Origin of the sequence: Corynebacterium marinum DSM 44953 (assembly GCF_000835165.1) — a bacterium.
GTDB lineage: Bacteria > Actinomycetota > Actinomycetes > Mycobacteriales > Mycobacteriaceae > Corynebacterium > Corynebacterium marinum.
The window spans coordinates 1,167,910-1,192,984 of sequence record NZ_CP007790.1; the positions used below are offsets into that span (position 1 = coordinate 1,167,910).

The following is a 25,075-nucleotide window of genomic DNA, read 5'->3' on the forward strand; positions in this document are numbered from 1 at the left end:
CCGCCCCAATCACGCCCGTCGACCCCCACCCCTAACCCGCGTACCCTGTAGAGCATGGCTTTTGCTGCTGAACACCCTGTGCTGTCCCATTCCGAGCACCGCCCGGTGGGCGAGATCGAGCGCTCGGACGCCAAGTTCGAGGTCATCTCCGAGTTCGAACCTGCCGGTGACCAGCCGGCGGCGATCAAGGAGCTTGATGAGCGGCTCAACCGCGGCGAACGTGACATCGTGCTGCTGGGCGCCACGGGTACGGGTAAGTCGGCGACGGCGGCGTGGCTGATCGAGAAGCAGCAGCGCCCCACGCTGGTGATGGCTCCGAACAAGACGCTGGCGGCGCAGCTGGCCAACGAGCTGCGTGAGCTGCTGCCGAACAACGCGGTCGAGTACTTCGTCAGCTACTACGACTACTACCAGCCGGAGGCGTACATCGCGCAGACGGACACCTACATCGAGAAGGACTCGTCGATCAACGAGGACGTGGAGCGACTGCGTCACTCCGCAACGTCGAGCCTGCTCTCGCGTCGCGACGTCGTCGTGGTCTCCTCCGTCTCCTGCATCTACGGCCTGGGCACGCCGCAGTCCTACCTGGACCGCTCGGTGGTGCTCAAGGTCGGCGACGAGGTGGAGCGCGACCGTTTCCTGCGCCTGCTGGTGGACATCCAGTACGAGCGCAACGACATCGCCTTCCAGCGCGGCACCTTCCGCGCGAAGGGCGACACCGTGGACATCATCCCGGCCTACGAGGAGCTGGCGGTGCGGGTGGAGTTCTTCGGCGACGAGGTCGACGCGCTCTACTACATTCACCCGCTGACCGGCGACGCCGTACGCCAGGTGGAGGAGATCCGCATCTTCCCGGCCACCCACTACGTCGCCGGCCCCGAGCGGATGGAGAAGGCCGTCGCGGCGATCAAGGCGGAGCTGGCGGAGCGGCTCGCGGACCTGGAGAACCGCGGCAAGCTGCTCGAGGCCCAGCGTCTGCGCATGCGCACTGAGTACGACCTGGAGATGATCGAGCAGGTCGGTTTCTGCTCCGGCATCGAGAACTACTCCCGGCACATCGACGGCCGCGGCGCAGGCACCTCCCCGGCCACGCTCATCGACTATTTCCCGGAGGACTTCCTCACCATCATCGACGAGTCGCATGTCACCGTGCCGCAGATCGGCGGCATGTTCGAGGGCGACATGTCGCGCAAGCGCAACCTGGTGGAGTTCGGCTTCCGCCTGCCCTCCGCCATGGACAACCGCCCGCTGACGTGGGAGGAGTTCGAGGACCGCGTCGGCCAGACCGTCTACCTCTCCGCGACCCCGGGCAAATACGAGATGGCGGCCGCCGGCGGCGAGTTCGTCGAGCAGGTCATCCGCCCGACCGGTCTGGTGGACCCGAAGGTCACCGTCAAGCCCACCCAGGGCCAGATCGACGACCTCATCCACGAGATCCGCGGGCGCACCGAGCAGAACGAGCGCGTCCTGGTGACCACCCTGACCAAGAAGATGGCCGAGGACCTCACCGACTACCTCCTGGAGAACGGAATCCGGGTCCGCTACCTGCACTCGGACATCGACACCCTCCAGCGCGTCGAGCTGTTGCGCCAGCTGCGCCTGGGGGAGTACGACGTCCTGGTGGGCATCAACCTTCTGCGGGAGGGCCTCGACCTCCCCGAGGTTTCGCTCGTCGCCATCCTCGACGCCGACAAAGAGGGCTTCCTACGCTCCGCCACCTCGCTCATCCAGACCATCGGCCGCGCCGCCCGAAACGTCTCCGGCGAGGTGATCATGTACGCCGACAAGATCACCGACTCCATGGCCCAGGCCATCGAGGAGACCGACCGCAGGCGCGAGAAGCAGGTCGCCTACAACACCGAACACGGCGTGGACCCCCAGCCGCTGCGCAAGAAGATCGCCGACATCCTTGACCAGGTCTACGAGTCGGGCGATGGAGAACGCAGCGGGGGAGAGGCGGCCGTGGTCAAGCGGCCGGACACCTCCGCCATGCCCGCCGGGCAGCTGCAGAAGCTTATCGACGACCTCACGGCTCAGATGGGAGCCGCCGCCCGGGAGCTCAAGTTCGAGCTGGCCGGACGCCTGCGCGACGAGATCGCCGAGCTGAAGAAGGAGTTGCGGGGCGTCAAGGACGCGGGGATGTAAAATAGCACCATGATCAAATACTCGAAGATTGCAGTCGGCACCGACGGTTCCGAGACATCCATGGCCGCGGTCCGCGCCGCCGCCAGCCTGGCCCGCCTCTACGAAGCGAAGCTGGTGATCATGTCCGCATGGCACGCGGCTTCCGGCCCTCTGCTCAACTCCTCCCATCCGGATCTCGCCTCCGTCGCCGTCAGTGAGGAGGAGGCGGCCGAGCAGCAGCTCCTCAAGGCGAAAGCCGCGGCGGAAGAGGAGGGCGTGTCCGAAATCGAGCTGCGCAAGGTCGCGGGTGTCCCCGCAGAAGCGATGACCAAGGAGGTCCAGGAAACCGGCATTGACCTGCTCGTGGTGGGAAACAAGGGCATAAACACCCTGACAGGGAGGGTCTTCGGCAACATCCCCACCGAGGTCGTGCGCAGCTCTTCGGTGAACGTGATGATCGTCAATACCGCGGAGCACGGGTCTTAGTCCTTAAAGGTTGTTAAACTAGGGCGCAACCAACATTCCTGAGGAAAGGTCCCAACAGATCCCATGAGCGACTACCAGAAGATCGTCGTCGGCACGGACGGCTCGAAGTCTTCCCTGCTGGCTGTTGAGCGCGCTGCCAAGATTGCCGCTGCCTTTGACGCGACCCTCATCATCGGCTGCGCCTACTACGAGAACAAGGACGAGGCCTCCCAGACCCTCCGTCAGGATTCCGTTACCATTCTCGGCGATGACACCGCCCAGAAGAACCTCGCCGCAGGTGAAGAGGCCGCCCGCAAGGCTGGCGCCACCAAGGTCGAGCAGGCCGTCCGCCCGGGCACCCCGGTCGAGGCCCTTATGGCCATCGTCAACGAGTCCAACGCCGACCTGCTGGTCGTGGGCAACCGTGGCATCAACTCCCTGACCGGCCGCCTGCTGGGCTCCGTCCCGGCTGACGTCGCGCGTCAGTCGGACTGCGACGTGATGATTGTTCACACGGTCTCTTAAGCGGCTTGTGCCTCAGAAGCACTGACGCGGCCCCCGGGAGGAGATCCTGGGGGCCGCGTTGTCGTTAATGGTGGGGTGAGACCATCTATTCCTCCTCCGGGTTCCCCTCCACGAAGGCTTCCTCTTCAAAGTGGGAAGAATCCTCGGCGGCGGTCCCCTGACTGATGTCCCGCTGGACCTTCTTGTCCAGCACAGATTCGATCAAGAGGCAGAGCTGCTCCCGGCGGGTGCTGAAGAAGTTCCGGAAGTTATCTGTACGCAGATTTTCCGGCTCAATCAGGTGGCCCCTGAGCAGAGCATCGAGCATCTCGTCGTCGATGCCGGCCTGTTCCTTGATCTTGTCCAGGTAGGACGACGGGGCCACACCTCCGATGACGCGGTTGGTGCGGGCACCGAGCATGGTCTTGTTCACGATGCTCTCCCGGTGTTCATCATCGATGCCGTTTTCATTGCACCAGCGCTGCGGGAAAATATGGTGAATGTCCACCGCCATGTCCTTGTGCTGGACCGCCCCAAAAGCCTTGTCCTCCATCCAGTCACGGGCACCGCCCGCCATGACCAAGGCGGCGACTCCCTTATAAGCGGCAGAGTTGCGGGTCCGCATGGAATGCAGTCGGGACTCTGTGAAGTTGGCGTCCGCCACGGTCCGGGGAGTCGGGCTCTCCCCATCGACCGCCCAGGCAGGCACACCCTCGATGTCCCGAACGAAGCGTGTCTCAGTCGCAGAACCGTACAGCTCACCCAACACACCGGACCAGAACCAGGTGGACAACCGGGCACTGACCGAATGCATGTCCGCCTTCTGGCCCAGCACTACCCGGATGGCTGCCAGAGGAACCAACTGCTTCGGGTACGGAACATCACGGTGGCTGAAAATATGGCGATCTGCCAAAAACCCGGAGGCCCAGATGAAGGCGTCTCGCAGCGGGTCTCGCCATTCGAGGTAGTCGGTCAGCTCGAGCTTGAGGACATCTTCACGTTTCGCCGAGATCGCGGGTGGGCGGGTGGAGGTACTGGCGAGATTTCGCTTGCGGGTGGCCAGCATCGTGACCGCCTGGAGGAAATCCGTGTTCTCCACGCCCGCCAGGACAGGAAAATCCACCCATTTCTTCTTTGTCTCCTGCCAGTCATCATTGAGCCGGAAATCGGAACCGGTCTCGTTGTAGAAATCGGCGTCGCCAGCGAACACCGCGGTGAGGAGCTCAAAGACGTTCAGCGGCAGGCCGCCGATGTTGACTTTCTCGAAGACCGTGGCCACAGCAGCCTTGTCCGTCTGTGCGTCCAGCTCAATGGCGGGGATGTTGTACTTCCCGGCCTGGGAGACGAATTTGTCCTGGAAGCTGAACGCGAGACTCTTATCTTCGTGGCCGAAAAGCCATTCCATTGACCCGGTAGCGTCGAAAAGTAGGTTCAGTGGGTAGTAACCTTCTGCACGCTGCTTTTCCGGCGTGCTGAGATCCAGGACGATATCGCGATCGAAGTTCTTCCTGATCACTCCGTCTCCGGGTACTGATATCACCGCTTCGTCCATACGGTTCACGTCTTCGAGGGCTCGCGCCATGTGGGCGAAGTACCGGCGCTCAAGGAGCTTGCCGCGAACATCCTTGGTGTGGACCACCCCGCCACCGGTCAGCGCCTGTGTGAGCGAGGTCAGACGCTGCTGTCCGTCAAGGAGGAGCTTCTCAGGCTCGGTACCGGGCTCCAGGTCGACGCCGGTGATCGGGCGAGGCTTGAAGCGCACCAGTGCGTTGTTGGTCTCCAGCAACATCACCACGCCCATGGGATGGCCTCGCAGCACCGTGATCAACAACTGGCGGATCCGTTCGTCGTCCCACTTGTAACCGCGCTGGAAATCAGGCAGTTGGATCTTCCCCGAACGGGTTTCCTCCAGGTACTGGGACAACGTATACATCGGGGTCTGGAAACCCATGGCGACTCCTTGAATTGAGAGCAGTTTTTTAAAGGCTTCTAAATCCAAGGTAGGTGAAAATTAAGAATGCCGTCTCTTCAATCGCATTCAAGCAACCACCGGGAAGTACCTGCCGAGATATTTCCGCAACCCCGGGTCGACAACGTGGATGAAGGTGCCGCGGATACCGCGCGTCATCAGGACAGCGTAGATGTTGGTGATCAACGACTGGAGAAATTCATTCGTCGTGGGGCGATTACGCACCGTGATGTTCTGCTTGCCGAAGGAATCGTGGTAGCTGTCGCGGTCGATGAACAACTCGTTCCTCCACGGGTCGTAGCGCAGGTCGGGCCCGATGATCACACCCGCGTAGTTGAGGTCGTAGCCCTGGATGGTGTGGATGGAGCCGGCCTCCTCGAGGGCCGTGGGTGAATTCACCCAGTCGACGACAACTCTGTTCCATTGGAACTCAACACCCTCACCGAGGTCGATGTCCATGGCCGTCTTGTCCTTCTTCGACTTCCACGGCCAGGCGTAGCCCGCGACGATGCGGGACAGGCCGTGCTCGGCCTCCCGCGCTTTGATCAGTTCGACGAGCCTGCGGGGAGAGTCGACCAGCCCGACTTCGTAGTTGCCGAAGGTCAGGCGCTCTGAAGGGGGAGCGGGGGAGAAGACGTTGTAGACGTAACTGATGTAGTCGTTGCCGCCCATGCTCCGCATCTGGGTGTGGAGTTTGTAGCGTCGGTCGCGCGGCACGTCGGATAGCAGCTCAAGGTACTCCTCCTCCGGCAGGTCCTGGGGCCGGACGGACTGCTTGAGGTCGAGCATCAGAATCAGATTCTTCGCCTTGGCCCGCAGCCAGTCGAGCTGGGAAGCCTGGGGGCGGTCACCGCCGAAGAGGTCGGCGTTGATGCTCTGGAATCTCTTGTTGGCGGGCCCCGAGGACTGGGAGGAGAACTGGTTGAGCCGGTGTGCCTCGTCCACGATGAGAATGTCGAATTCGCCCCGATCCTCCGCCACCTCGTGCGGCGTCATCACCATCTCTTCCTTCAACCCGGGGGTTTTGGTGAAGACGTTTTTCAGCGATTTACGCAGGGATTGCTGCGGGATGACCATCCCGATCCGAAGCCCCTCGAAAAGCCGCACTGTGTCCTCGACGAAAAACTCGGAGAACATTGTGTCGGTGTCTGCCTCATGACGGTCGCGGTGGACGGAAATATCGGAGATCAGTTTCATCAGGTAGACGGCCACGACGGTCTTTCCCGTGCCGGGATCACCTTCGATGACGACGAGGTTGTTCTGTTCCTTCTTCTTCGACAGATCCTCGACCAGACCCTCCATGATGTCCACCGCCGCGATGGCCTGGTCTTCGTTGAGCGCCTTGAAAGGGGAGAGCTTGAACAGCTCGGAGTTGACGATCTCCGGGATGCCCCGGTTGAAGACCCCGGCCGTGAGCAGCTCGTTGAAGATCTCGTCGAAGACCCGGGTGTACTTCTCCCGCTCGTAGTAGTCGGCGTCGACCACGCCGGTGTTGCGGTTGAGGACGTCATTCGTCCCGTCGCCGGCGGCGTACTTGATCAGGTACGACTCAAGATCCAGGCACACCGATTTGTTGAAGGTGTCGTCCAGCACCACCCGGATCGTCTTGAGCTTCTCCTGCTTCTCCTTGTTGTCCAGGTGCTGACGCATGCGCGAGCTGAAGTTTCGCGTTTCTCCCAGGTAGATGGACCCCCTGGCGCCTCTACCCTCGGGTGGGCTGTTGAGGACGTAGACGACGGGCCAGTTGCTCAATTTCGACGCCCTCGGCAACTCTCTCACCGAGCCGGAAGTAAATTCAAACTCTTCTATCTTAAAGCCGGTCATATTTATCCGATCGTCCGCGGGACTTCTCCACCGGGTACTTCTCATTGGTGATCGCCAGTTTCGCCCTCACGAGCTCGTCGGGATTTTCGCCGAGGAGATCCGCCAGCAGATAGGCGTAGGTGAGGACGTCCGCCAACTCGCTCCTGAGCTCCTCGGGCTCCGCGGAATCGTTCCACTGGAAACACTCGAGAAGTTCGGCGGCTTCGATGCTGATGCTTTTGGCGAGGGTCTCAGGAGTATGGAATTGGGCCCAGTCCCGTTCGCGAACGAAGTCGCGGAGCCGCGCGAGAATTTCTTCACTGGCCATTGCACCAGTGTATCCGTGCCCCGTAGGCGGAGGTCACTACGTTCGGCGAGGAGCCGGGCGTTCCTGGGGTGGGTACCACCGGAGTCGAAACCAGGAAGTCGAGATCAGGGAGAGGAGTTCGCCCCTGCTCTCGACCTCGAGGGTAGCCCTCTCGACTCTCTGATCTCCTCCAGGCGGGGAGCCTCACCGACCCGCCGCCACCCCGGACAGTCACAACCCCTACTCCGGCAGCTCGCCCACCACCGTCAACGTCTGCGTCGCCCGCGTGACCGCCACATAGAGGTCCTGCCAGCCCTGCGGGGAGGCCTCGACAATCTGCTTCGGGTCAACGACCACCACGTGGTCGAACTCCAGGCCCTTGATCTCGGTGACGTTCGAGACGTCGATAACCTTGGTCAAGCCCTCCGCAGGCGTCTCCCAGGAAGAACCCGCCGGCAGGAAACGAACCGGTACGCCGGACTCGCGGATGGCCACGGCCGGGGTGGCGTCCGGGTCGATGCGCGCGAGAACGGCGTTGGCCACCTCCATGATCTCCACCGGGGTGCGGTAGTTCACGGTCAGCTCGTGGTGGCGGAAACGGGTTCCCACATAGGGCTCCATCGTCGCGGCCCAGGTGTCCACGCCGGCGGGGGAGCCGGTCTGGGCGGTGTCGCCGACCAGGGTCATCCAGCGGGCCGGGCTGCGGCGGAAGACCATGCGCCATTCCATGGGGGAGAGCTCCTGGGCTTCGTCGACGATGACGTGGCCGTAGGCCCACTGCAGGTCCGCGCGGGCGCGTTCGGCGGTGGAGCGGGAGTCGCGCACCAGCTGGCGGGTGGCGAGTTCCTTGGCGGAGATGACGTCGGTGGCGGCGAGGTGCTCGGCGTCGAAGATGTCGCCGAGGTCGTCGTCGTCCACCGATGCGGAGGATTCGAGGATGTCCAGTGCGTCCTGGGCGTCCTCGATCTGCTCGTCCCAGCTCTGGGCCTCGGCCTTCTCCTCGTCCGGCAGGCCGACCAGCACGGCGAGCTCGTCGAGCAGCGCCGCGTCGGAGGCCGCCCAGGCCGAGCCCTCGGGCCGCCAGAGCGCTTCACGGGTCTCGTCGTCGTAGCCGGCGGCGGCGACGTCGATGGCGGCGGCGTCCTCCAGCAGCCCGCGCAGGACACCCTCGGGGCTGAGCTCCGGCCAGAACTCCTCGATGAGCTTCTCCACGCCCGGTTCCTCCGCCAGGTCGTCGTGCAGCTGGTCGATGTCTGCCCGAGAGAGCAGGTTGGCCCCGCCCAGGGGATCCTCGCCGATGCGCTTGGCCAGCTGCGCGGCCAGCAGTTCGATGAGGTGCTCCGCGAAGACTGCTCGGGCCTCGTTGTGCGGCCGGCGCGAGCGGCGGGCGCGGGTGCGGGCGGCCTTGACCATGGCGGCGTCGACAAGCAGGCGCAGCGAGCCGTGGGGGAGTTCGACGGGGGCGTCGGGAAGCGTCTGGTGGGCGCGCACGGCCTCGCGGAGGATGGTCACCATCTCCTCCGAGCCCTTGATCTCCCGGGTGAGCAGGGACTCGGGAGCGGCGCCGTGGACGCCGGGGTAGAGGTCACCGACGGTGCTCAGGACCACGCCGGTTTCGCCGAGTTCCGGCAGGACGCGGGAGATGTAGTCCAGGAAGGTGCGGTTGGGCCCGACGATGAGCACGCCGGACTTCGTCAGCTGCTCGCGTGCGGTGTAGAGCAGGTAGGCCACCCGGTGCAGCGCCACTGCGGTCTTGCCGGTGCCGGGGCCGCCCTCGACGACCATGACGCCGCGGGTCTCGTCGCGGATGATGAGGTCCTGCTCGCGCTGGATCGTCTCCACGATGGACTTCATGTGGCCGGTACGCGCGGCCTTCATCGCCGCCACCAGCGCGGACTCGCCGCCGACGCCTTCCAGGCCCTCGCCGGCGTGCTCGCCGGAGAGCCACTCGTCGTCGACACCGGTGACCTCGCGGCCCTTCGTCCGGATGTGCCGGCGCAGGGTCACCCCCTCCGGCTGGGCGGTGGTGGCCAGGTAAAAGGGGCGGGCCATGGGCACGCGCCAGTCCAGCAGCAGGGTGCGGTAGCCCTCCTCGCGTACGTCCAGGCCCATGCGGCCGATGTAGCGGCGGTCCAGCTCCGGGTGGCCGGGGACCGGGTTCTCGGGGTCGTCCGAATCGATGTCGATGCGCCCGAACACCAGACCCAGCTGCGCCAGGTTGAGACGGTCGAGCTTGGAGTTCAGGGCGTGGTACTCGGTCTCACGCCGGATCAGCGCATCCGCGTCCGGGTTTGCGGGGTCCACCTCCAGCTGCACCTGGCGCAGCCGCTCGTTGGCGGTCGAGACTTCCTCGTCGAGCCGGGCGAAGAGGTCGTCGACGTAAGCCTGTTCTTTCGCGATCTCACTCACGTGTGCATTACCTCCCTGAGACAAACGGATGATCCACCATACCCGAGGCCCTGGGCCCGGGAAACAGCGAAGCGGGCCCGGCCCCCGCGTGGGGAGCCGGACCCGCCGGATCGGTGACGACTAGAAGTTGCCGATCTTCTTCTGCGCCTTCGTGATCGCCTTGTCCGCGCGGCCCTGCAGCTTGTCCGCGTTCTTGCGGGCGGTCTTGGCTGCGCGGCCGGACTTCTTCTCGGCGGCGACGAGAGCCTCGTCGGCGCGGTCCTGGGCGACGGCGGCGGCCTTGACGATGCCCTGGCGGGCGGTCTTCGCGTTATCGCGCGCCGCGCCGAGCCAGTCGTCCTTGTTCTCGGCGACGTAATCGGAGACCTTGTGGGCCGCACCGGCGGCGGCGGTCGTGGCGGCCGCCGCGGTGGCGGTGGCGGTGTCCCGCCACTCGTCCTTGTGGTCCACGTAGAAGTCCTGCGCGCGGTGGGCGTACTCGGTGACCCGCTCGGAGGCGTCATCCAGCCACTCACGGGTGGAGTCGCCGGCCTTCTCCGTCTCCGACTTGGTCGGCAGCGCGGCGTGGACCTTCTTGTTGGTCACCTCGGCGGCCTTGGAGGCGCGCCACTTCAGGCCCGGCTTGCCGGCGGTGTCCGTGGAGGTGATCAGCAGGCCGCCAAGCAGCGCCAGGTTGGTGAGGAAACCGGAACGGCGGGCGTTGCGCTCCGCCTTGTCCTGGGTCTCCCAGAACGCGTGGCGGGCCAGCATCGTCGGGACCGCGGTGGCGGCGAGCACGGTGGCGGAGACCCGCGGCAGGAAACCGACGGCCAGGGTGGTGCCGGCGCCGACCTTCGCGGCGGCGACGGAACGGACCACCAGCTCCGGGTCGCGGGGGATGCGGCGGGCGTAATTGCGGGGGAGGATGGCCCGGGCGCGCTTGACCAGCAGCTCCGCGCTCTCCACATGTTCGGAGGTGTGGAGCAGGCTGTCGGCTCCGTCGGCGATGTAGACCGAGGCGATCATGGGGCGGGCGATCTTGCGGATGATCATGGTGCTCCTTGAATGTTTGTCGACTGTATTTCCATGCGTCGGTTGTACTTCATCCAGTCTAGCGACGAATTTCTACCAGCGACGCTCCCACCAGACATCCAGCTGCGGTCGCTCGGCGCCGAGCGTGGTGTCGTCTCCGTGGCCGGGGTGGACTATCGCGTCGTCGCCGTGGACGTTGAAGAGCCGCTCGGTGACGTCCTTGAACAGGCGGACAAAATCGCTTTCCGACGTCGTCTTCCCCAACCCGCCGGGAAACAGGCTGTCGCCGACGAACAGGTGCGTCTGGCCGTCGATCTCCGCGGCGAGGGCGGCGCCGCCGGGGGTGTGGCCGCGGAGGACCACCACCGGAAGATCGTGGCCGGCGAAGTCGATGACGTCGCCCTGGTTGAGCTCCACGTCGACGTCGGCCGGCAGCGCCGGGGCGTCGAGGAAGGAGGCGTAGTGGGTTGCGCCGGTCTTCTCGAGCACCTCGACGAGTGCGCGGTGGTGGTCGGGGTGGCGGTGGGTGGTCAGCACGGCGGTGATCTTCGCGCCGGCCTGCTCCGCCAGGGCGAGGATTGCGGGGGCGTCGTCGGCGGCATCGATGAGCAGGGCCTCATCGCCGGCGACGAGGAGGAAGCAGTTGTTGTCCATCTCTGAGACGGAGATCCGGTGGAGTTCGAGGGTGTTTGTCATGTCACCAAGGGTAGCGCCGGAGGTGCACTCGTTGGTATGTTCGAGGATGTTTGTGGGTCGGAGTAACCGGCTCAACCAACGTGACGGAGGGCTAGGGAACTGTGGCTGATCGCCTCGTCGTGCGCGGTGCGCGCGAACACAACCTCAAGGGTGTGGACATTGACCTGCCCCGCGATAAAATGGTCGTCTTCACCGGCCTGTCGGGCTCAGGCAAGTCCTCGCTGGCCTTCGACACGATCTTCGCGGAGGGGCAGCGCCGCTACGTCGAGTCGCTGAGCTCCTACGCCCGCATGTTCCTCGGCCAGATGGACAAGCCGGACGTCGACTTCATCGACGGCCTCTCGCCGGCGGTGTCCATCGACCAGAAGTCGACCAACCGCAACCCCCGGTCCACGGTGGGCACCATCACGGAAATCTACGACTACCTGCGCCTGCTCTTCTCCCGCGCCGGCACCGCGCACTGCCCGGTGTGCGACGAGAAGATCGCGCGGCAGACCCCGCAGCAGATCGTCGACCAGGTCATGGCGATGGAGCCGGGCCTGAAGTTCCAGGTGCTGGCCCCCGTGGTGCGCACCCGCAAGGGCGAGTTCGTCGACCTGTTCAAGGACCTCGCCGCCCAGGGATACGCCCGCGTCCGCGTCGACGGTGAGGTGTACCCGCTCTCCGAGCCGCCGATCCTGAAGAAGCAGATCAAGCACGACATCGACGTCGTGGTCGACCGCCTCCAGGTCAAGGAGTCCCAGCAGCAGCGGCTCACCGACTCGGTGGAGACCGCCCTCGGGCTCGCCGACGGCCTCGTGGCCCTGGAGTTCATCGACCGCCCGGCTGATTCCGCCGACCGGTTCATGATCTTCTCCGAGAAGCTCGCCTGCCCCAACGGTCACCCGCTGGACATCGACGAGCTGGAGCCGCGCGCCTTCTCCTTCAACTCGCCCTACGGCGCCTGCCCGGCCTGCGACGGCCTGGGCACCCGCACCGAGGTCGACATCGACCTGATCATCCCGGACCCGGACGCCCCCGCCATCCGTTCCATCCAGCCGTGGACCTCCAGCCCCAACGCCGGGTACTTCGAGAAGCTCGTCGAGGGCCTGGCCGCCGCCCTCGACTTCGACCCCGAGACCCCGTACTCCCAGCTCAGCGCCACGCAGCGCAAGGCCCTGGTGCACGGCACGAAGACGGAGGTGTCGGTCCGCTACAAGAACCGCTACGGCCGCGTCCGCAACTGGACCGCCCCCTTCGAGGGCGTCATGGGCTACCTGCACCGCAAGATCGACCAGGTGGAGTCCGAGTGGTCCAAGGAGCGCTTTCTGGCCTACACCCGCGAGGTCGCCTGCCCGACCTGCGAGGGAGCGCGGCTGAAGCCGGAGATCCTCGCCGTCCGCCTGGACTCCAGCTCCCACGGGCAGAAGTCCATCGCCGGGCTGACCGAGCTGTCCATCACCGACGCCAGCGAGTTCCTGGGCTCCCTCGTCCTGGGCCGCAAGGAGGAGATGATCGCCGGGGCCGTGCTCAAGGAGGTCCAGGCGCGCCTCCAGTTCCTTCTCGACGTCGGCCTGGCCTACCTCACCCTCAACCGGGGAGCCGGGACGCTCTCCGGCGGCGAGGCCCAGCGCATCCGCCTGGCCACCCAGATCGGGTCCGGACTGGCCGGCGTGCTCTACGTCCTCGACGAGCCGTCCATCGGCCTGCACCAGCGCGACAACCAGCGGCTGATCGCCACCCTCAAGCGGTTGCGCGACATCGGCAACACCCTCATCGTGGTCGAGCACGACGAGGACACCATCCGCGCCGCCGACTGGCTCGTGGACATCGGCCCCAAGGCCGGCGAATACGGCGGCGAGGTGGTCTACCAGGGTGAACCCGAGGGAATCCTCAGCGCGGAGGGGTCCATCACCGGTGACTACCTCTCCGGGAAGCGCACCCTCGGTGTGCCCGACGAGCGCCGCGCGATCGACCCCGGGCGCCAGCTCACCGTCATCGGCGCCCGGGAGAACAACCTCCGCGGCATCGACGTCTCGGTGCCGTTGGGCGTGCTGTGCTGCATCACCGGCGTCTCCGGGTCCGGCAAGTCCACCCTGGTCAACCAGATCCTGGCCAAGACCCTGGCCAACCAGCTCAACCGCGCCCGCCAGGTGCCCGGCCGCGCCAAGCGCGTCGAGGGCGTGGAGCACCTGGACAAACTCGTCCAGGTGGACCAGTCGCCGATCGGCCGCACCCCGCGCTCCAACGCGGCGACGTACACGGGCGTGTTCGACAAGATCCGCAAGCTTTTCGCCGAGACCACCGAGGCGAAGGTCCGCGGCTACAAGGCCGGCCGCTTCTCCTTCAACATCAAGGGCGGGCGCTGCGAGGCCTGCCAGGGTGACGGCACCCTCAAGATCGAGATGAACTTCCTGCCCGACGTGTACGTCCCCTGCGAGGTGTGCAACGGCGCGCGCTACAACCGCGAGACCCTCGAGGTGCACTACAAGGGAAAGAGTATCGCCGAGGTGTTGGGCATGCCCATCTCCGAGGCCGCGGACTTCTTCGAGCCCATCAGCTCGATCCACCGCTACCTGAAGACGCTCGTCGACGTCGGCCTCGGCTATGTCCGGCTCGGCCAGTCCGCCACCACCCTCTCGGGCGGCGAGGCGCAGCGTGTCAAGCTCGCCTCCGAGCTGCAGAAGCGCTCCCAGGGCCGCACCGTCTACATCCTCGACGAGCCGACCACCGGCCTGCACTTCGAGGACGTGCGCAAGCTCATGCTGGTCATCCAGGGGCTGGTGGAGAAGGGCAACTCGGTGATCGTCATCGAGCACAACCTCGACGTGATCAAGTCCGCGGACTGGATCATCGACATGGGGCCCGAGGGCGGCTCCGGCGGCGGCACCGTCGTCGCGGAGGGCACCCCGGAAGACGTGGCGGCCGTCGAAGGCTCCTACACCGGGAAGTTCCTGGCCGAAGTTCTCTAGTTCCTTATGACTGAGATGCCCGACCTGCCGCGGATCCCCGTCGCCTGGCGGTGGGTCTGGGCCACGGTCGTCTCCACCGCCGTCATCGTCGCCGCTCTGGTGGCATTCGAGTATCCGCGGCTGCCGGACCCCATGCCCGTCCACTGGAACGCCGCCGGCGAGCCGGACGGCTTCCGGCCGAAGTCGATGGATGCATTCCTGGGGCTGGTCCTGCTGGGACCGGGGGCCCTCATCCTGACGATGCTGGGGACGATGGGGTTGATCTCGATGCAGTCCACGTCGATCACCGGCATGGGCGGGGCGAAGACTCCCGCCGAGGCCCACCGCACCTGGCACGGCTACCGCATCGTGCAGGGCAACCTGGGTTGGTACCTGTTCCTGTTGAACCTGGTGGTGCTCTTCATGCTCGCCCGCAGCTACGGAGGGAACACCGCGCCTTTCGAGCTGCCCCTCATGCTCGCGCTGATCTTCGCCCTGACCGCCGCGTTGATCGTGCGCCAGGTGCACCAGCAGAAGGCGGTGGAGGAGGAGCACCCGCGCCCCGCGGGGGAGCGGGCGAAGTGGCGGGGCATCTTCTACCACGACCCGGAAGATCCCCGCATCCTGGTCGACACCGGGTCAGGGAGCAACTTCACCTTCAACACCGGACGCCCGGCCGGCCGGGTGCTCGCGGGTCTGCTCTTCGCCCTGCCGGCCCTGCTGCTCCTCTGGATCGGGATCGCGGCCCTCGGCGGCTGAGGGCCGGCGCCGCGTCCGCAGCGCGGCGATCGCCAGCAGCGCCACGCCGGAGACGAGGAAGGCCATGGCCCGCGGAAGCCCCTCCAGCGTGCCGAGGTCGAAGAAGATCAGCTTCACCACGCCGGCGACCGCCAGCACCACGCCCGCTCCGAGCGAGGCCCGGTCGGACATGCCCTTCGCCGCGAGCAGGATCCAGGCCGCCAGCACCATCCACAGGATGCTCACCAGCGCGTGACCGGTGAGGTAGCCGAGCCACATCCCCGGATTGCCGCCGATCAGGTTGCCCAGCCAGGTGGCCGCGGTGACGACGGTGACCATCGACAGGTGCAGCCCAGCCACGGCGAACACCACCTGCGCCCACACCGGGAACCCGGCCAGCGCCCGGCGGCGGGCGACAGCCACACCCAGGAACACCGCGATGAGCAGCGCCTGCACCAGCGCGACATGGTCGATCAGCCACACCGGGGACTTGCCCAGCACGTTGCGCGACAGGTGCATGGTGACCACCAGCGCGGCGCCCAGCCAGAAGGCCCACGGCCACACGCTGGTCTCCTTCCGGTGTTCCAGCCACAGGATGGTGAGCACGGCCGCCGCGAAGAAGACGGCGGTGACGATGGTGGCGTCGACAGGCGCGCCCGCCCCCAACGGCGGGGTGAGCAGCCAGACCAGGACGAAGGCCACGGCTGTGGCGCACACGCCGATCATGCCCAGCAGATCCTGGTGCAGGTAGCCGATCGCCGCTAGACCGACGGCCGCGGGCACCAGCAGCCAGATCGCCCACGTGTCGTTGGCCGGGGGCGCGGCCAGCAACAGCAGGATCAGCGGGGCGATGATGCCGGTGAGCAGGTTGGCGTTCTCGTTCTCCTTCTGGAACCGGAGGGTCATCCCGGCGAAGGCGAGCGCGGAGACCATCCCCAGCAGCGCGATGCTGATATCGACTGCGGGCGGCGTGAAGAAGACCACGTTGACCATGTCGTTGACCAGCCACGCCTGCAGCAGCACGGCCACCGCAGCCGTGACGACCCGGACCTCCGGGTGCTTCCGCCCGAGTGTCACCGCCAGCAGCGTCAGCGGCAGGAGGGTGACCAGCCAGGTGAGCGGTTCGCGGAAATCGTAGAACACGGTGGCCACCGGCAGGATCGACAACCCCATCGACACCGCGACGGGCGAGAGCCGGCGTAGCACCGCCACGGCCAGGAACGTCAGCCACACCGCCATGAGCACCAGCGCTCCGAGCCAGGCCGGCCACCACTCCAGCTCCTGAACGAGGGCGTAGATGATCGTCGCGGACACCAGCCAGGAGGTGACCACCAGCGCCGTCACCCCGGCCACCATGCTGTTGGAGTCGCGGTCGCCAGCCTTGTGCCGGTAGCGGTCCAGCCACAGGCCCGCCCCGAGCAGCGCGACGGCCAGCAGCACCGAGAGCAGCACCCTTCCCAGCGGGCCGAGCAGTCCCGCCTGGATCGCCAGCGTCACCGCCAGTGCCACGCCGGCGACGGTGATCAACGAACCGACGACCGCGATCCCGCGGATGACCTTCGTCTCCGTGGGCACCGGCGGCTTCTTCGGTTTCCGGGGCTTCGCGGACCCTATCGGCGAAGGCTCGGCCCGGTGGCCGAACCGGAGGAAGGGCTCCCGGCCGAGTGCGGGAGCGGGAGCGGGGGCCGGGGCCGCGGCGGGCGAGGGGGCAGGCGCTTCCGTAGGTTGAACACCCGCCTGCCGGGAGAGGACGGCATCGAGGGAGCGGCGGGCGTCGGCAAGCGCCGCTTCGGCTGCCTCGAGGCGCCGCAGCGTGAGGCGCAGCTCCAGGGCGTCGCGGGGATCGGTGGTCATAACCACAGCGTAGGCCTGTCTCGTGCGCAGGTGCAGTGTTTAGGATGGGGAGACTCGAAGCCCATCAGGAGGACCCATGACCCGGCCACAACCGGAATACCACCCGGCGACGCAGCAACCCCGCCGGGAACGGTCCGGGCTGGCGTTCCTGCTGCTGGCGGCGCTTGTGCTCGGTGCGGTGGTTCTCGGCGTGTGGATGTACAACGCCCTCCTGCGCGGGGACGTGCCGGAGGAGGGGCCGGCCGCGGCTCCCACTACAACCAGCACGGGCGCCATGGCCCCGGCCACGTCCTCGCCGGCGTCCGCGCCGACGACCACGGTGACCTCGACGGTGACGCCAACGACCCCCACTACCGAGCCCGCGCCTGAGCCCGAGCCGGCCTACCGCGCGCCCGACTCCGCGGTGCAGTGCGCGGCGAACGTCAACTGGCGCATCTTCCGGGCCAACGACCGGACCAGCTGCGGCCTGGCGGAGGCAGTGGCGGTGGAGATGGCCCCGTACTCCGGGGCGCCCGGCAGCGTACTGGTCACGGCGCACAGCCCGGTGACCGGCGGTGACTACGAGATGGCCTGCGCCGCGCAGGGCGGGAACTCCTTCGTCTGCGAGGGAGGGGACAACGCCGTGGTCATCCTCGAGGACCGCTCGGTGCGTGATTGAGGGCGCGGGAACCCGGCCGGGTATGGTGTCGCTTTGTGAAGTGGTGGTCTCCGGCTCCGGCCCTGGTGATGGCCGGCCTGCTGGCCGGATGCGTCTCGGACGTCGAAAGACAGCCCGATGTTGACGGCCGGGGGGATGTCGTGGCGGCCGAGGAGGAATCGACCTACCTCGGCCCCGAGGAACTCCGCGGGGAATTGCGGTCCCTGATCCGCGACGTCAACGCCGAGCACGGCGGACGCAGCGGCGTCGCAGTGGCTACCGCGGACGGGGTGGCGCATTCGGGCCTGTCGGGCAATTCCTGGGCGTGGTCGACGATCAAGGTTCCCGTGGCGTTAGTGGCCGATGAGCGTGGAGTGGCCACCGAGGAACTGATCGAGGCGTCCATCTCGTCCTCCGACAATGACGCTGCCTACGCGCTCTCGACGCTGCTCGAGGGCGACTACGGCGAGCTCCCGCACGTCCCCGAGATCACCGAACCCCCCGGGGAGACCAAATGGCGGCTGGAGGATCAGGCGCTGTTCGCCACGCAGCTGCCGTGCGTCGACGAGGCCGGCACCACCTACGGGGCAATGGGCGACATCGTCGAATGGCAGCAGCGCGGGCTGGCGGAAATCCCGGGCGCACACTTCAAGGGCGGCTGGGGCTACGACACCGACACCATCTACACCCTGCGGCAGTTCGGCACCGCGGAGGTCGACGGAGGGGTGGTCGGGTTGGCCCTGATCACCCATCCCGACGACGGTTCCCACGACACCGCCGAGGCGATCCTCGACGATCTCGGCGACGGTCTGAAGAAGCTTCTCGACGCCCGTTCCATCGGCCCCGCCGTCACCTGCTCGGCGTGATTTGCCCCCCGCCCGCGACGTCTGTTACGGTTACCGGCACTACCACCCGCGCACCTTCTCCAGGAGCTCGGGCCACAAGCGGAGATCATCCCACCTCATGCCGCCGGGTCAACCGGATGGATACAGGTCAAGAGTAGGACGACAGGCCTTTGGCGCCTGCCGTTCTATTTGTGCGAGATCTCCCGCCGCCGGATTCACCGGCAGGCGGGATTTTGTCGTGGGGGACAGGCCCCGCAAGTGGCACGGTACGTATCACGAAACCCGCTACTTGAGGAGTCACACATCAGCGCTGAAGTTCGCATTAATGAGCGTATCCGAGTTCCCGAAGTCCGCCTCGTCGGTCCGGGCGGTGAGCAGGTCGGTATCGTCCGCACGGACGATGCCCGCAAGCTCGCGTACGACGCCGATCTTGACCTGGTCGAGGTTGCCCCGGAGGCCAAGCCGCCGGTAGCCAAGATCATGGACTACGGAAAGTTCAAGTACGAGCAGGACCAGAAGGCCCGCGAGTCACGCAAGAACCAGCAGCAGACTGTGGTCAAGGAGCAGAAATTCCGCCCCAAGATCGACAAGCACGATTACGAGACGAAAAAGGGCAACGTGATCCGCTTCCTGGAGAAGGGATCCAAGGTCAAGGTGACCATCATGTTCCGCGGCCGTGAGCAGTCCCGACCAGAGCTCGGTTACCGGCTCCTGGAGCGACTGGCTGAGGAAGTTGCAGAGTACGGCGTCGTCGAGACCCGCGCGAAGCAGGACGGCCGCAACATGACCATGGTCCTCGGGCCGGTCCGCAAGGGCAAGAAGTAGCAACCGTCAACCGGGATTTAAGGACTTAATTCTCATGAAGCAGAAGACCCACAAGGGCACCGCCAAGCGCGTGAAGATCTCCGGCTCCGGCAAGCTGCGCCGCGAGCAGGCCGGCCGCCGCCACCTCCTCGAGGGCAAGGCTTCCACCCGCACCCGTCGCCTCAAGGGCACCGTGGACGTGGCCCCGGCAGACGTCAAGCGCATGAAGCGCCTCCTCGGCAAGGCCTAATTCAGGCCGCCTGAAACCCCCACATCTCTCAGAAGTAGTTAAGGAAGTAACAACGTGGCACGTGTCAAGCGGTCCGTCAACGCCAAGAAGAAGCGTCGCTCAATCCTGAAGTCGGCCAAGGGCTACCGCGGCCAGCGCTCCCGCCTCTACCGGAAGGCGAAGGAGCAGTGGCTGCACTCCATGACCTACGCCTACCGCGATCGCCGCGCGCGTAAGTCCGAGTTCCGCAAGCTGTGGATCCAGCGCATCAACGCCGCTGCCCGCATGAACGACATCACCTACAACCGTCTCATCCACGGCCTGCGCCTGGCTGAGATCGATGTCGACCGCAAGATCCTGGCCGAGCTCGCGGTCAACGACTTCGCCGCCTTCTCCGCACTGTGCGAGGCTGCCAAGGCAGCCCTGCCGGAGGACGTCAACGCTCCGAGGGTCGCCGCCTAAGCTTCGGCACCTTCCGTCACAGCCCTTGCCCGTTCCCCCCCTGGGGGATGCGGGCGAGGGCTTTCGTGATGTCCGGGCACGCCTGTTCGATGCCCGCTACCGGATGTCCGGGCAGCAGGTTAGAGTCAGCCCCATCCCGCACCACCCGCACACAGGAGAACCACCATGTCCCAGCCTTTCAACCAGAACCAGTACGGCCACTACGACAAGGACGGTCTCCCGGTCGCGCCGCCGACGTACCCGACCCCGCAGCAGCAGGCCGCGCCCATGCCGATGTACGCCGCCATGCCGCAGGCGGCCCAGCAGAAGTCGTGGTTGGTGGCGGTGCTCCTGGCCTTCTTCCTGGGCACTCTGGGCCTCCACAACTTCTACCTCGGCAACACCGGCCGGGGCGTGGCACAGCTTTCGCTGACCGTCCTGGGCTGGGTCACCGCCCTCATCCTCATCGGCTTTGTCTTCCTCGCGGTGGTGGGCCTGTGGGTCTTCATCGACTTCGTCCTGCTCCTCCTGCGCTCCGGCTCGATGAGCACGGATTCGCGCGGAGTTCCGCTGAACTGACCACTCCCACCCGGACCCCGCCACCTTCCGGTGGCGGGTTTTTTCGTGCCCGGGCCGAACACCGGCGCCGGGGAATCCGCCGTCGGGTGGACACCGGCTCCGCCACAGCCCCGTTTCGGCTCCGAGGTCCACCCGGCGGACGGTTCAGCGGCCCACTGCTAGCGTATGGGCCATGACTCTGGATTTCTCGGACCCGTTCACCGAGCGCACACCCCGCATCGTCAACGCCGCCAAGCTGCACCGTTCGGCGGCGCGCAAGAAGGCCGACCAATTCATCGTGGAGGGGGAGAACGCGGTGGAGGCGGCCGTGGCCACCGGGGCGGCCCGCGACGTGTTCGTGACGGAACAGGCCGCGGAGCGCTTCGCGGAGATCCTCGTCACCTGCGGCCACATGGGCGTCTACGTGCACCCGATCACCGACAAGGCGGCCAAATCCCTGTCGGACACGGTCACCACCACCGGGCTCTTCGCGGTGTGCGAGCCGGTGCTGTGGACGGCGGGCAAGGCGCTGCGGGGCCGCCCGCAGCTGGTGTCGGTGCCGGTGGCGACCTCGGAGCCGGGGAACGCCGGAATGCTCGTCAGGGTGTCGGACGCCATGGGCGCCGATGCCGTGATCTTCGCCGGCGAGACCGTCGACCCGCAGTCGAGCAAGGCGGCGCGCGCGTCGGCGGGGTCGCTGTTCCACCTGCCGGTGGCACGGCACACCAACGTCAAGGACGTGCTGGGGCAGCTGCGCGCCGCGGGCCTGCAGATCCTGGCCACGGCGGCCGACGGGGAGGTGGAGCTGGACGACGCGGAGGAGCTGCTGACGAATCCGACCGCGTGGCTCTTCGGCAACGAGGCCCACGGGCTGGGGAAGGACCTGCTGGCGCAGGCCGACCACCGCGTGCGCATCCCCATCCGGGGGCGGGCGGAGTCGCTGAACCTGGCGACGGCCGCGTCGATCTGTCTCTACGAGTCGGCGAAGGCCCAGGCGAAGTCCCGCGGGTAGCACGGGTATGCTGTGCAGGTCTGAAATATAGCGTCAACGAGAAGAAGGGTTCGGGTTGGGCCACGTGTCTGAGACTCCTGAAATTGAACTGACCGAGGCGGGGCTGACCGCCGCCGCCGAGACGGCCGTCGCCGCCTTCGACGCCGCCCCGGATCTCGAGTCACTCGCCGTCGCCCGCCGCGACCACCTGGGCGACGACGCGCCGATCCCGCAGGCCCGCCGTGCGCTGGGCACTCTGCCCAAGGATCAGCGCAAGGACGCGGGCCGGCTGGTGAACATGGCCCGCGGGCGCGTCGAGAAGCATTTCGCGCAGGTGCACGAGGCCCTGGAGATCAGGCAGCGCGCGGAGCAGCTCGTGGCGGAGAAGGTCGACGTCACGGTGCCCACGACGCGTGCGCAGGCCGGCGCGCTGCACCCGATCACCTCGCTCATGGAGAGCATCTCCGACATCTTCCTCGGCATGGGCTGGGAGATCGAGGACGGCCCGGAGGTCGAGGCGGAGTACTTCAACTTCGACGCCCTCAACTTCCTTCCCGACCACCCGGCCCGCACCCTGCAGGACACCTTCCACGTCGGACCGGAAGGCTCCCTCCAGGTGCTGCGCACCCACACCTCGCCGGTGCAGGTCCGTTCCATGCTGGAGCGCGACGTGCCGCTCTACATCGCCTGCCCGGGCCGGGTGTTCCGCACCGACGAACTCGACGCCACCCACACCCCGGTGTTCCACCAGGTCGAGGGGCTGGCGGTGGACAAGGGCCTGACCATGGCGCATCTGCGCGGGACGCTGGACCACCTGGCCAAGACGCTGTTCGGCCCGGAGACGAAGACCCGCATGCGCGCGAACTACTTCCCGTTCACCGAGCCCTCGGCCGAGGTCGACGTGTGGTTCCCGAACAAGAAGGGCGGCGCCGGCTGGATCGAGTGGGGCGGCTGCGGCATGGTCCACCCGAACGTGCTCACGGCCGTCGGAATTGACCCGGAGGTCTACACCGGCTTCGCGTTCGGCATGGGCCTGGAGCGCACCCTGCAGTTCCGCAACGGACTGTCCGACATGCGCGACATGGTCGAGGGCGACGTCCGCTTCACCCTGCCGTTCGGCATCAACAAGTAACCCCAGTTCCGGCAACACAAGGAGAATTCAGCATGCTCATCGCACAGAACTGGGTGACCGGACTGCTGCGTCACGCCAACCCCGACTTCGGCGTCACGCCGGAGGAGCTCGACGCGGGTTACGTACGGGTCGGTTTCGAGACGGAAGGCTACGAGCCCATCCCGGAGACGACCGGACCGCTGGTCATCGGCGTCGTGGCGAAGATCGAGGAGCTCACGCAGTTCAAGAAGCCCATCCGCTACTGCCTGGTGGACGTCGGCGACGCCAACGGCACCGGCGAGCTGCAGGGCATCGTCTGCGGCGCCCGCAACTTCGCCGAGGGCGACACCGTCGTCGTGTCCCTGCCGGGCGCGGTCCTGCCGGGCGGATTCGAGATCGCCGCACGCGAGACCTACGACCACGTCTCCAACGGCATGATCTGCTCCGCCTCGGAGCTGGGCTTCACGGAGAAGCAGAACGCGGGCATCATCACCCTGGACCCGACTTCCGGCAAGCCGGGCGAGGACGCCCGTGCGGTCCTCGGCCTGGGCGACACCGTCTTCGACGTCAACGTCACCCCGGACCGCGGTTACGCCCTGTCCGCCCGCGGCCTGGCCCGCGAGCTGGCCTCCGCCTTCGGCCTGGAGTACACGGACGTCGCGAAGCAGCCGCAGGTCGCCGGCGTCGACCTCTCCGGCGTCCCGGCCCCGGCCGGCGAACTGCTGGACATTGATGTCCGGCCGGAGACGAAGACCGTCCGCTTCGGCCTGCGCAAGGTCACCGGCATTGACCCGGCGGCGGAATCCCCGCTGTGGATGCAGCGCGAGCTCATGCTCTCGGGCCAGCGCCCGGTCAACGCCGCCACCGACGTGACCAACTACCTCATGCTGCTGCTCGGCCAGCCGATGCACGCCTTCGACGCCACGCGGATCACCGGCGGCCTGACCGTCCGCACCGCGGAGGCGGGCGAGAAGTTCGAGACCCTCGACCACGTGGTGCGGGACCTGGACGCCGAGGACGTCGTCATCTGCGACGACACCGGCATCCAGTCCCTGGCCGGCGTCATGGGCGGCACCCGCTCCGAGATCGCCGACGACACCACCGACGTCTACTTCGAGGCCGCCACCTGGGACCCGAAGACCGTGGCCCGCACCTCGCGCCGCCACAAGCTCAGCTCGGAGGCGTCGCGGCGTTTCGAGCGCGGCGTCGACCCGGCCGTCGTCGAGGTCGCCCTGGACATGGCGTGCGCCCTGCTCGCGGAGATCGCGGGCGGCACCGTCGAGGCGCAGCGCACCCTCGTCGGCGAGGTCCCGGCCATGCCGGAGATCACCATGGACGCCGGCCACCCCTCGCGCCTCGCCGGCGTGGAGTACTCCCGCGAGACGGTCATCGCCCGCCTCGAGGAGGTCGGCTGTGCAGTGTCCGCCGACGGTGACCGGCTCACCGTCACCCCGCCGACCTGGCGCCCGGACCTGGGCATCCCCGCCGACCTGGTCGAGGAGGTCCTGCGCCTCGAGGGCCTGGAGGACATCCCCCTCGTCCTGCCGACCCCCGTCGGCGGCCGCGGTCTGTCCCCGGCGCAGCGCCGCCGCCGCGCCGTCGGCCACGCCCTGGCCTACAACGGCTACGCGGAGATCCTGCCCAGCCCCTTCATCGCCAACGACACCTTCGACGCGTGGGGCCTGACCGCCGACGACGAGCGCCGCAATGCGGTGACGGTGCAGAACCCGCTGGAGTCCGACCGCGCGATCCTGGGCACCACCCTGCTGCCGACGATGCTCGACGCCGTCGTGCGCAACGTCGCCCGCGGGCGCAACGACGTCGCCCTCTTCGGCCTACAGCAGGTCTCCTTCGCCCGGGCGGAGCGTTCCCCGATGCCGTCGGTGGCGCAGCGCCCCTCCGGGGAGACGGTCGCCGAACTCATCGGGACCCTCCCGCACCAGCCTCTGCACGTGGCCACCGTCGCCACCGGCAACCACGAGCACGAGGGCCCCTGGGGTCAGGGCCGCGTCTACTCCTGGGCGGACGCCATCGAGTCCGCCCGCGTCGTGGCCCGCGCCGCCGGCGTCGAGTTGGACGTCGAATCCGCCGAGCAGCTGCCGTGGCACCCGGGCCGCTGCGCCGCCCTGCTTGTCGACGGCCGCGTCGTCGGCCACGCCGGCGAGCTCCACCCGCAGGTCCTCGAGACCCTCGGCCTGCCGGCGCGCACCTGCGCCATGGAGCTGGACCTCAGCGCCCTGCCGCTGACGGAGAACTTCCCGGCGCCGATCCTGTCCAGCTACCCCGGCCTGCACCAGGACATCGCGCTCGTCGTCGACGAGGACATCCCGGCCGAGCAGGTCCGCCGCATCGTCGAAGAGGGCGCCGGCGAGCTGCTCGAGGAGGTCAAGCTCTTCGACGTCTACCGCTCGGAGCAGCTGGGCGAGGGCAAGAAGTCGCTGGCATTCTCCCTGCTCTTCCGCGCCACCGACCGCACCCTGACCGACGAGGAGGCCAACGGGCACCGCCTCGCGGTGGCCGAGCTGGCGGCGGAGCGCGTCGGCGCGGAGATGCGCGGCTAGCCCGACGTTCCGCCCGAACAGCCCCCGGTTTCCCCTCGGAACCCGGGGGCTATCCGGTATGGTCCGGGTCACAGGGAAAAGTTCGGAC

The 25,075-nt window shown here is 67.1% G+C and carries 21 protein-coding genes; 14 read left to right on the plus strand and 7 right to left on the minus strand.

What is annotated here, in order from left to right:
- Positions 1 to 54: 54 nt before the first annotated feature.
- The 3 genes from uvrB to B840_RS05635 all read left to right on the plus strand — a co-directional run bounded on the left by uvrB (position 55) and on the right by B840_RS05635 (position 3,114).
- Positions 55 to 2,145 carry an excinuclease ABC subunit UvrB gene (uvrB, locus tag B840_RS05625; protein ID WP_042621334.1) on the plus strand — a complete coding sequence of 697 codons (2,091 nt, stop codon included), beginning with the start codon at positions 55 to 57 and terminating at the stop codon, positions 2,143 to 2,145.
- Positions 2,146 to 2,154: 9 nt separating this feature from the next.
- Positions 2,155 to 2,610: a universal stress protein gene (locus B840_RS05630; protein WP_042621335.1), complete on the plus strand. Its 456-nt coding sequence runs from the start codon at positions 2,155 to 2,157 to the stop codon at positions 2,608 to 2,610.
- Positions 2,611 to 2,673: 63 nt separating this feature from the next.
- The gene (locus B840_RS05635; RefSeq protein ID WP_042621336.1) at positions 2,674 to 3,114 is read left to right on the plus strand and encodes a universal stress protein; all 441 of its coding nucleotides are present in this window, start codon (positions 2,674 to 2,676) and stop codon (positions 3,112 to 3,114) included.
- Positions 3,115 to 3,199: 85 nt separating this feature from the next.
- Here the strand turns inward: B840_RS05635 and B840_RS05640 are convergent, their stop codons facing one another.
- The 6 genes from B840_RS05640 to B840_RS05665 form a co-directional block, all read right to left on the minus strand.
- Positions 3,200 to 5,044, minus strand: coding sequence for a DUF262 domain-containing protein (locus tag B840_RS05640; protein WP_042621337.1), 1,845 nt, complete (start codon positions 5,042 to 5,044; stop codon positions 3,200 to 3,202).
- 87 nt (positions 5,045 to 5,131) lie between these two features.
- On the minus strand, positions 5,132 to 6,712 hold the full coding sequence (locus B840_RS05645; RefSeq protein WP_229676571.1) for a DNA/RNA helicase domain-containing protein: 1,581 nt from the start codon (positions 6,710 to 6,712) through the stop codon (positions 5,132 to 5,134).
- A 160-nt stretch (positions 6,713 to 6,872) separates the two neighbouring features.
- Positions 6,873 to 7,193: a nucleotide pyrophosphohydrolase gene (locus B840_RS05650; protein ID WP_042621339.1), complete on the minus strand. Its 321-nt coding sequence runs from the start codon at positions 7,191 to 7,193 to the stop codon at positions 6,873 to 6,875.
- A gap of 219 nt (positions 7,194 to 7,412) precedes the next feature.
- Entirely contained in the window at positions 7,413 to 9,581 is a 2,169-nt protein-coding gene (locus tag B840_RS05655; RefSeq protein WP_042621340.1) for a HelD family protein, read from the minus strand.
- 120 nt (positions 9,582 to 9,701) lie between these two features.
- A complete protein-coding gene (locus B840_RS05660) occupies positions 9,702 to 10,610 on the minus strand; it encodes a DoxX family protein (RefSeq protein WP_042622550.1) in 909 nt (302 codons plus the stop codon).
- A gap of 75 nt (positions 10,611 to 10,685) precedes the next feature.
- Positions 10,686 to 11,288, minus strand: a complete 603-nt coding sequence (locus B840_RS05665; protein ID WP_042621341.1) for an MBL fold metallo-hydrolase — start codon at positions 11,286 to 11,288, stop codon at positions 10,686 to 10,688.
- A 101-nt stretch (positions 11,289 to 11,389) separates the two neighbouring features.
- On the opposite strand from B840_RS05665, the gene uvrA reads away from it, so the two are divergent.
- On the plus strand, positions 11,390 to 14,239 hold the full coding sequence (gene uvrA / locus B840_RS05670; RefSeq protein WP_042621342.1) for an excinuclease ABC subunit UvrA: 2,850 nt from the start codon (positions 11,390 to 11,392) through the stop codon (positions 14,237 to 14,239).
- A 6-nt stretch (positions 14,240 to 14,245) separates the two neighbouring features.
- The gene (locus B840_RS05675; protein WP_042621343.1) at positions 14,246 to 14,977 is read left to right on the plus strand and encodes a DUF1648 domain-containing protein; all 732 of its coding nucleotides are present in this window, start codon (positions 14,246 to 14,248) and stop codon (positions 14,975 to 14,977) included.
- Here B840_RS05675 and B840_RS13065 read toward each other — a convergent pair.
- Positions 14,858 to 16,810, minus strand: a complete 1,953-nt coding sequence (locus B840_RS13065) for a DUF2339 domain-containing protein (RefSeq protein ID WP_156971853.1) — start codon at positions 16,808 to 16,810, stop codon at positions 14,858 to 14,860. The two genes, B840_RS05675 and B840_RS13065, sit on opposite strands and share 120 nt — an antisense overlap.
- Positions 16,811 to 16,886: 76 nt before the next feature.
- Here B840_RS13065 and B840_RS12855 point away from each other — a divergent pair, with 76 nt between their 5' ends.
- The 9 genes from B840_RS12855 (at position 16,887) to pheT (ending at position 24,987) form a co-directional block, all read left to right on the plus strand.
- Positions 16,887 to 17,468 carry a hypothetical protein gene (locus B840_RS12855; protein ID WP_052491106.1) on the plus strand — a complete coding sequence of 194 codons (582 nt, stop codon included), beginning with the start codon at positions 16,887 to 16,889 and terminating at the stop codon, positions 17,466 to 17,468.
- Positions 17,469 to 17,503: 35 nt separating this feature from the next.
- Positions 17,504 to 18,313, plus strand: a complete 810-nt coding sequence (locus tag B840_RS05685) for a hypothetical protein (protein ID WP_052491107.1) — start codon at positions 17,504 to 17,506, stop codon at positions 18,311 to 18,313.
- Between the two features lie 237 nt (positions 18,314 to 18,550).
- Entirely contained in the window at positions 18,551 to 19,117 is a 567-nt protein-coding gene (infC, locus tag B840_RS05690) for a translation initiation factor IF-3 (RefSeq protein ID WP_042621344.1), read from the plus strand.
- A gap of 34 nt (positions 19,118 to 19,151) precedes the next feature.
- Entirely contained in the window at positions 19,152 to 19,346 is a 195-nt protein-coding gene (gene rpmI, locus B840_RS05695; protein WP_042621345.1) for a 50S ribosomal protein L35, read from the plus strand.
- A 54-nt stretch (positions 19,347 to 19,400) separates the two neighbouring features.
- Entirely contained in the window at positions 19,401 to 19,787 is a 387-nt protein-coding gene (gene rplT / locus B840_RS05700; RefSeq protein WP_042621346.1) for a 50S ribosomal protein L20, read from the plus strand.
- 165 nt (positions 19,788 to 19,952) lie between these two features.
- The gene (locus B840_RS05705) at positions 19,953 to 20,345 is read left to right on the plus strand and encodes a TM2 domain-containing protein (protein ID WP_084602816.1); all 393 of its coding nucleotides are present in this window, start codon (positions 19,953 to 19,955) and stop codon (positions 20,343 to 20,345) included.
- A gap of 172 nt (positions 20,346 to 20,517) precedes the next feature.
- Positions 20,518 to 21,336 (plus strand): TrmH family RNA methyltransferase, encoded by an 819-nt coding sequence (locus B840_RS05710; protein ID WP_042621347.1) that lies wholly within the window; start codon positions 20,518 to 20,520, stop codon positions 21,334 to 21,336.
- Positions 21,337 to 21,400: 64 nt separating this feature from the next.
- On the plus strand, positions 21,401 to 22,447 hold the full coding sequence (pheS, locus tag B840_RS05715; RefSeq protein WP_042622554.1) for a phenylalanine--tRNA ligase subunit alpha: 1,047 nt from the start codon (positions 21,401 to 21,403) through the stop codon (positions 22,445 to 22,447).
- 32 nt (positions 22,448 to 22,479) lie between these two features.
- A complete protein-coding gene (gene pheT / locus B840_RS05720; RefSeq protein ID WP_042621348.1) occupies positions 22,480 to 24,987 on the plus strand; it encodes a phenylalanine--tRNA ligase subunit beta in 2,508 nt (835 codons plus the stop codon).
- Positions 24,988 to 25,075 lie beyond the last annotated feature (88 nt).

Bases quoted from the DNA above. Each gene is read 5' to 3' on its own strand.
- B840_RS05635 (WP_042621336.1), top strand. From the start codon at position 2,674: ATGAGCGACTACCAGAAGATCGTCGTCGGCACGGACGGCTCGAAGTCT.
- pheT (WP_042621348.1), top strand. From the start codon at position 22,480: ATGCTCATCGCACAGAACTGGGTGACCGGACTGCTGCGTCACGCCAAC.
- B840_RS05650 (WP_042621339.1), bottom strand. From the start codon at position 7,193: ATGGCCAGTGAAGAAATTCTCGCGCGGCTCCGCGACTTCGTTCGCGAA.
- B840_RS05645 (WP_229676571.1), bottom strand. From the start codon at position 6,712: ATGCGTCAGCACCTGGACAACAAGGAGAAGCAGGAGAAGCTCAAGACG.
- B840_RS05710 (WP_042621347.1), top strand. From the start codon at position 20,518: ATGACTCTGGATTTCTCGGACCCGTTCACCGAGCGCACACCCCGCATC.
- uvrB (WP_042621334.1), top strand. From the start codon at position 55: ATGGCTTTTGCTGCTGAACACCCTGTGCTGTCCCATTCCGAGCACCGC.
- B840_RS05675 (WP_042621343.1), top strand. From the start codon at position 14,246: ATGACTGAGATGCCCGACCTGCCGCGGATCCCCGTCGCCTGGCGGTGG.
- B840_RS12855 (WP_052491106.1), top strand. From the start codon at position 16,887: ATGACCCGGCCACAACCGGAATACCACCCGGCGACGCAGCAACCCCGC.
- B840_RS05630 (WP_042621335.1), top strand. From the start codon at position 2,155: ATGATCAAATACTCGAAGATTGCAGTCGGCACCGACGGTTCCGAGACA.
- rpmI (WP_042621345.1), top strand. From the start codon at position 19,152: ATGAAGCAGAAGACCCACAAGGGCACCGCCAAGCGCGTGAAGATCTCC.
- B840_RS13065 (WP_156971853.1), bottom strand. From the start codon at position 16,810: ATGACCACCGATCCCCGCGACGCCCTGGAGCTGCGCCTCACGCTGCGG.
- B840_RS05705 (WP_084602816.1), top strand. From the start codon at position 19,953: ATGTCCCAGCCTTTCAACCAGAACCAGTACGGCCACTACGACAAGGAC.
- B840_RS05665 (WP_042621341.1), bottom strand. From the start codon at position 11,288: ATGACAAACACCCTCGAACTCCACCGGATCTCCGTCTCAGAGATGGAC.
- B840_RS05640 (WP_042621337.1), bottom strand. From the start codon at position 5,044: ATGGGTTTCCAGACCCCGATGTATACGTTGTCCCAGTACCTGGAGGAA.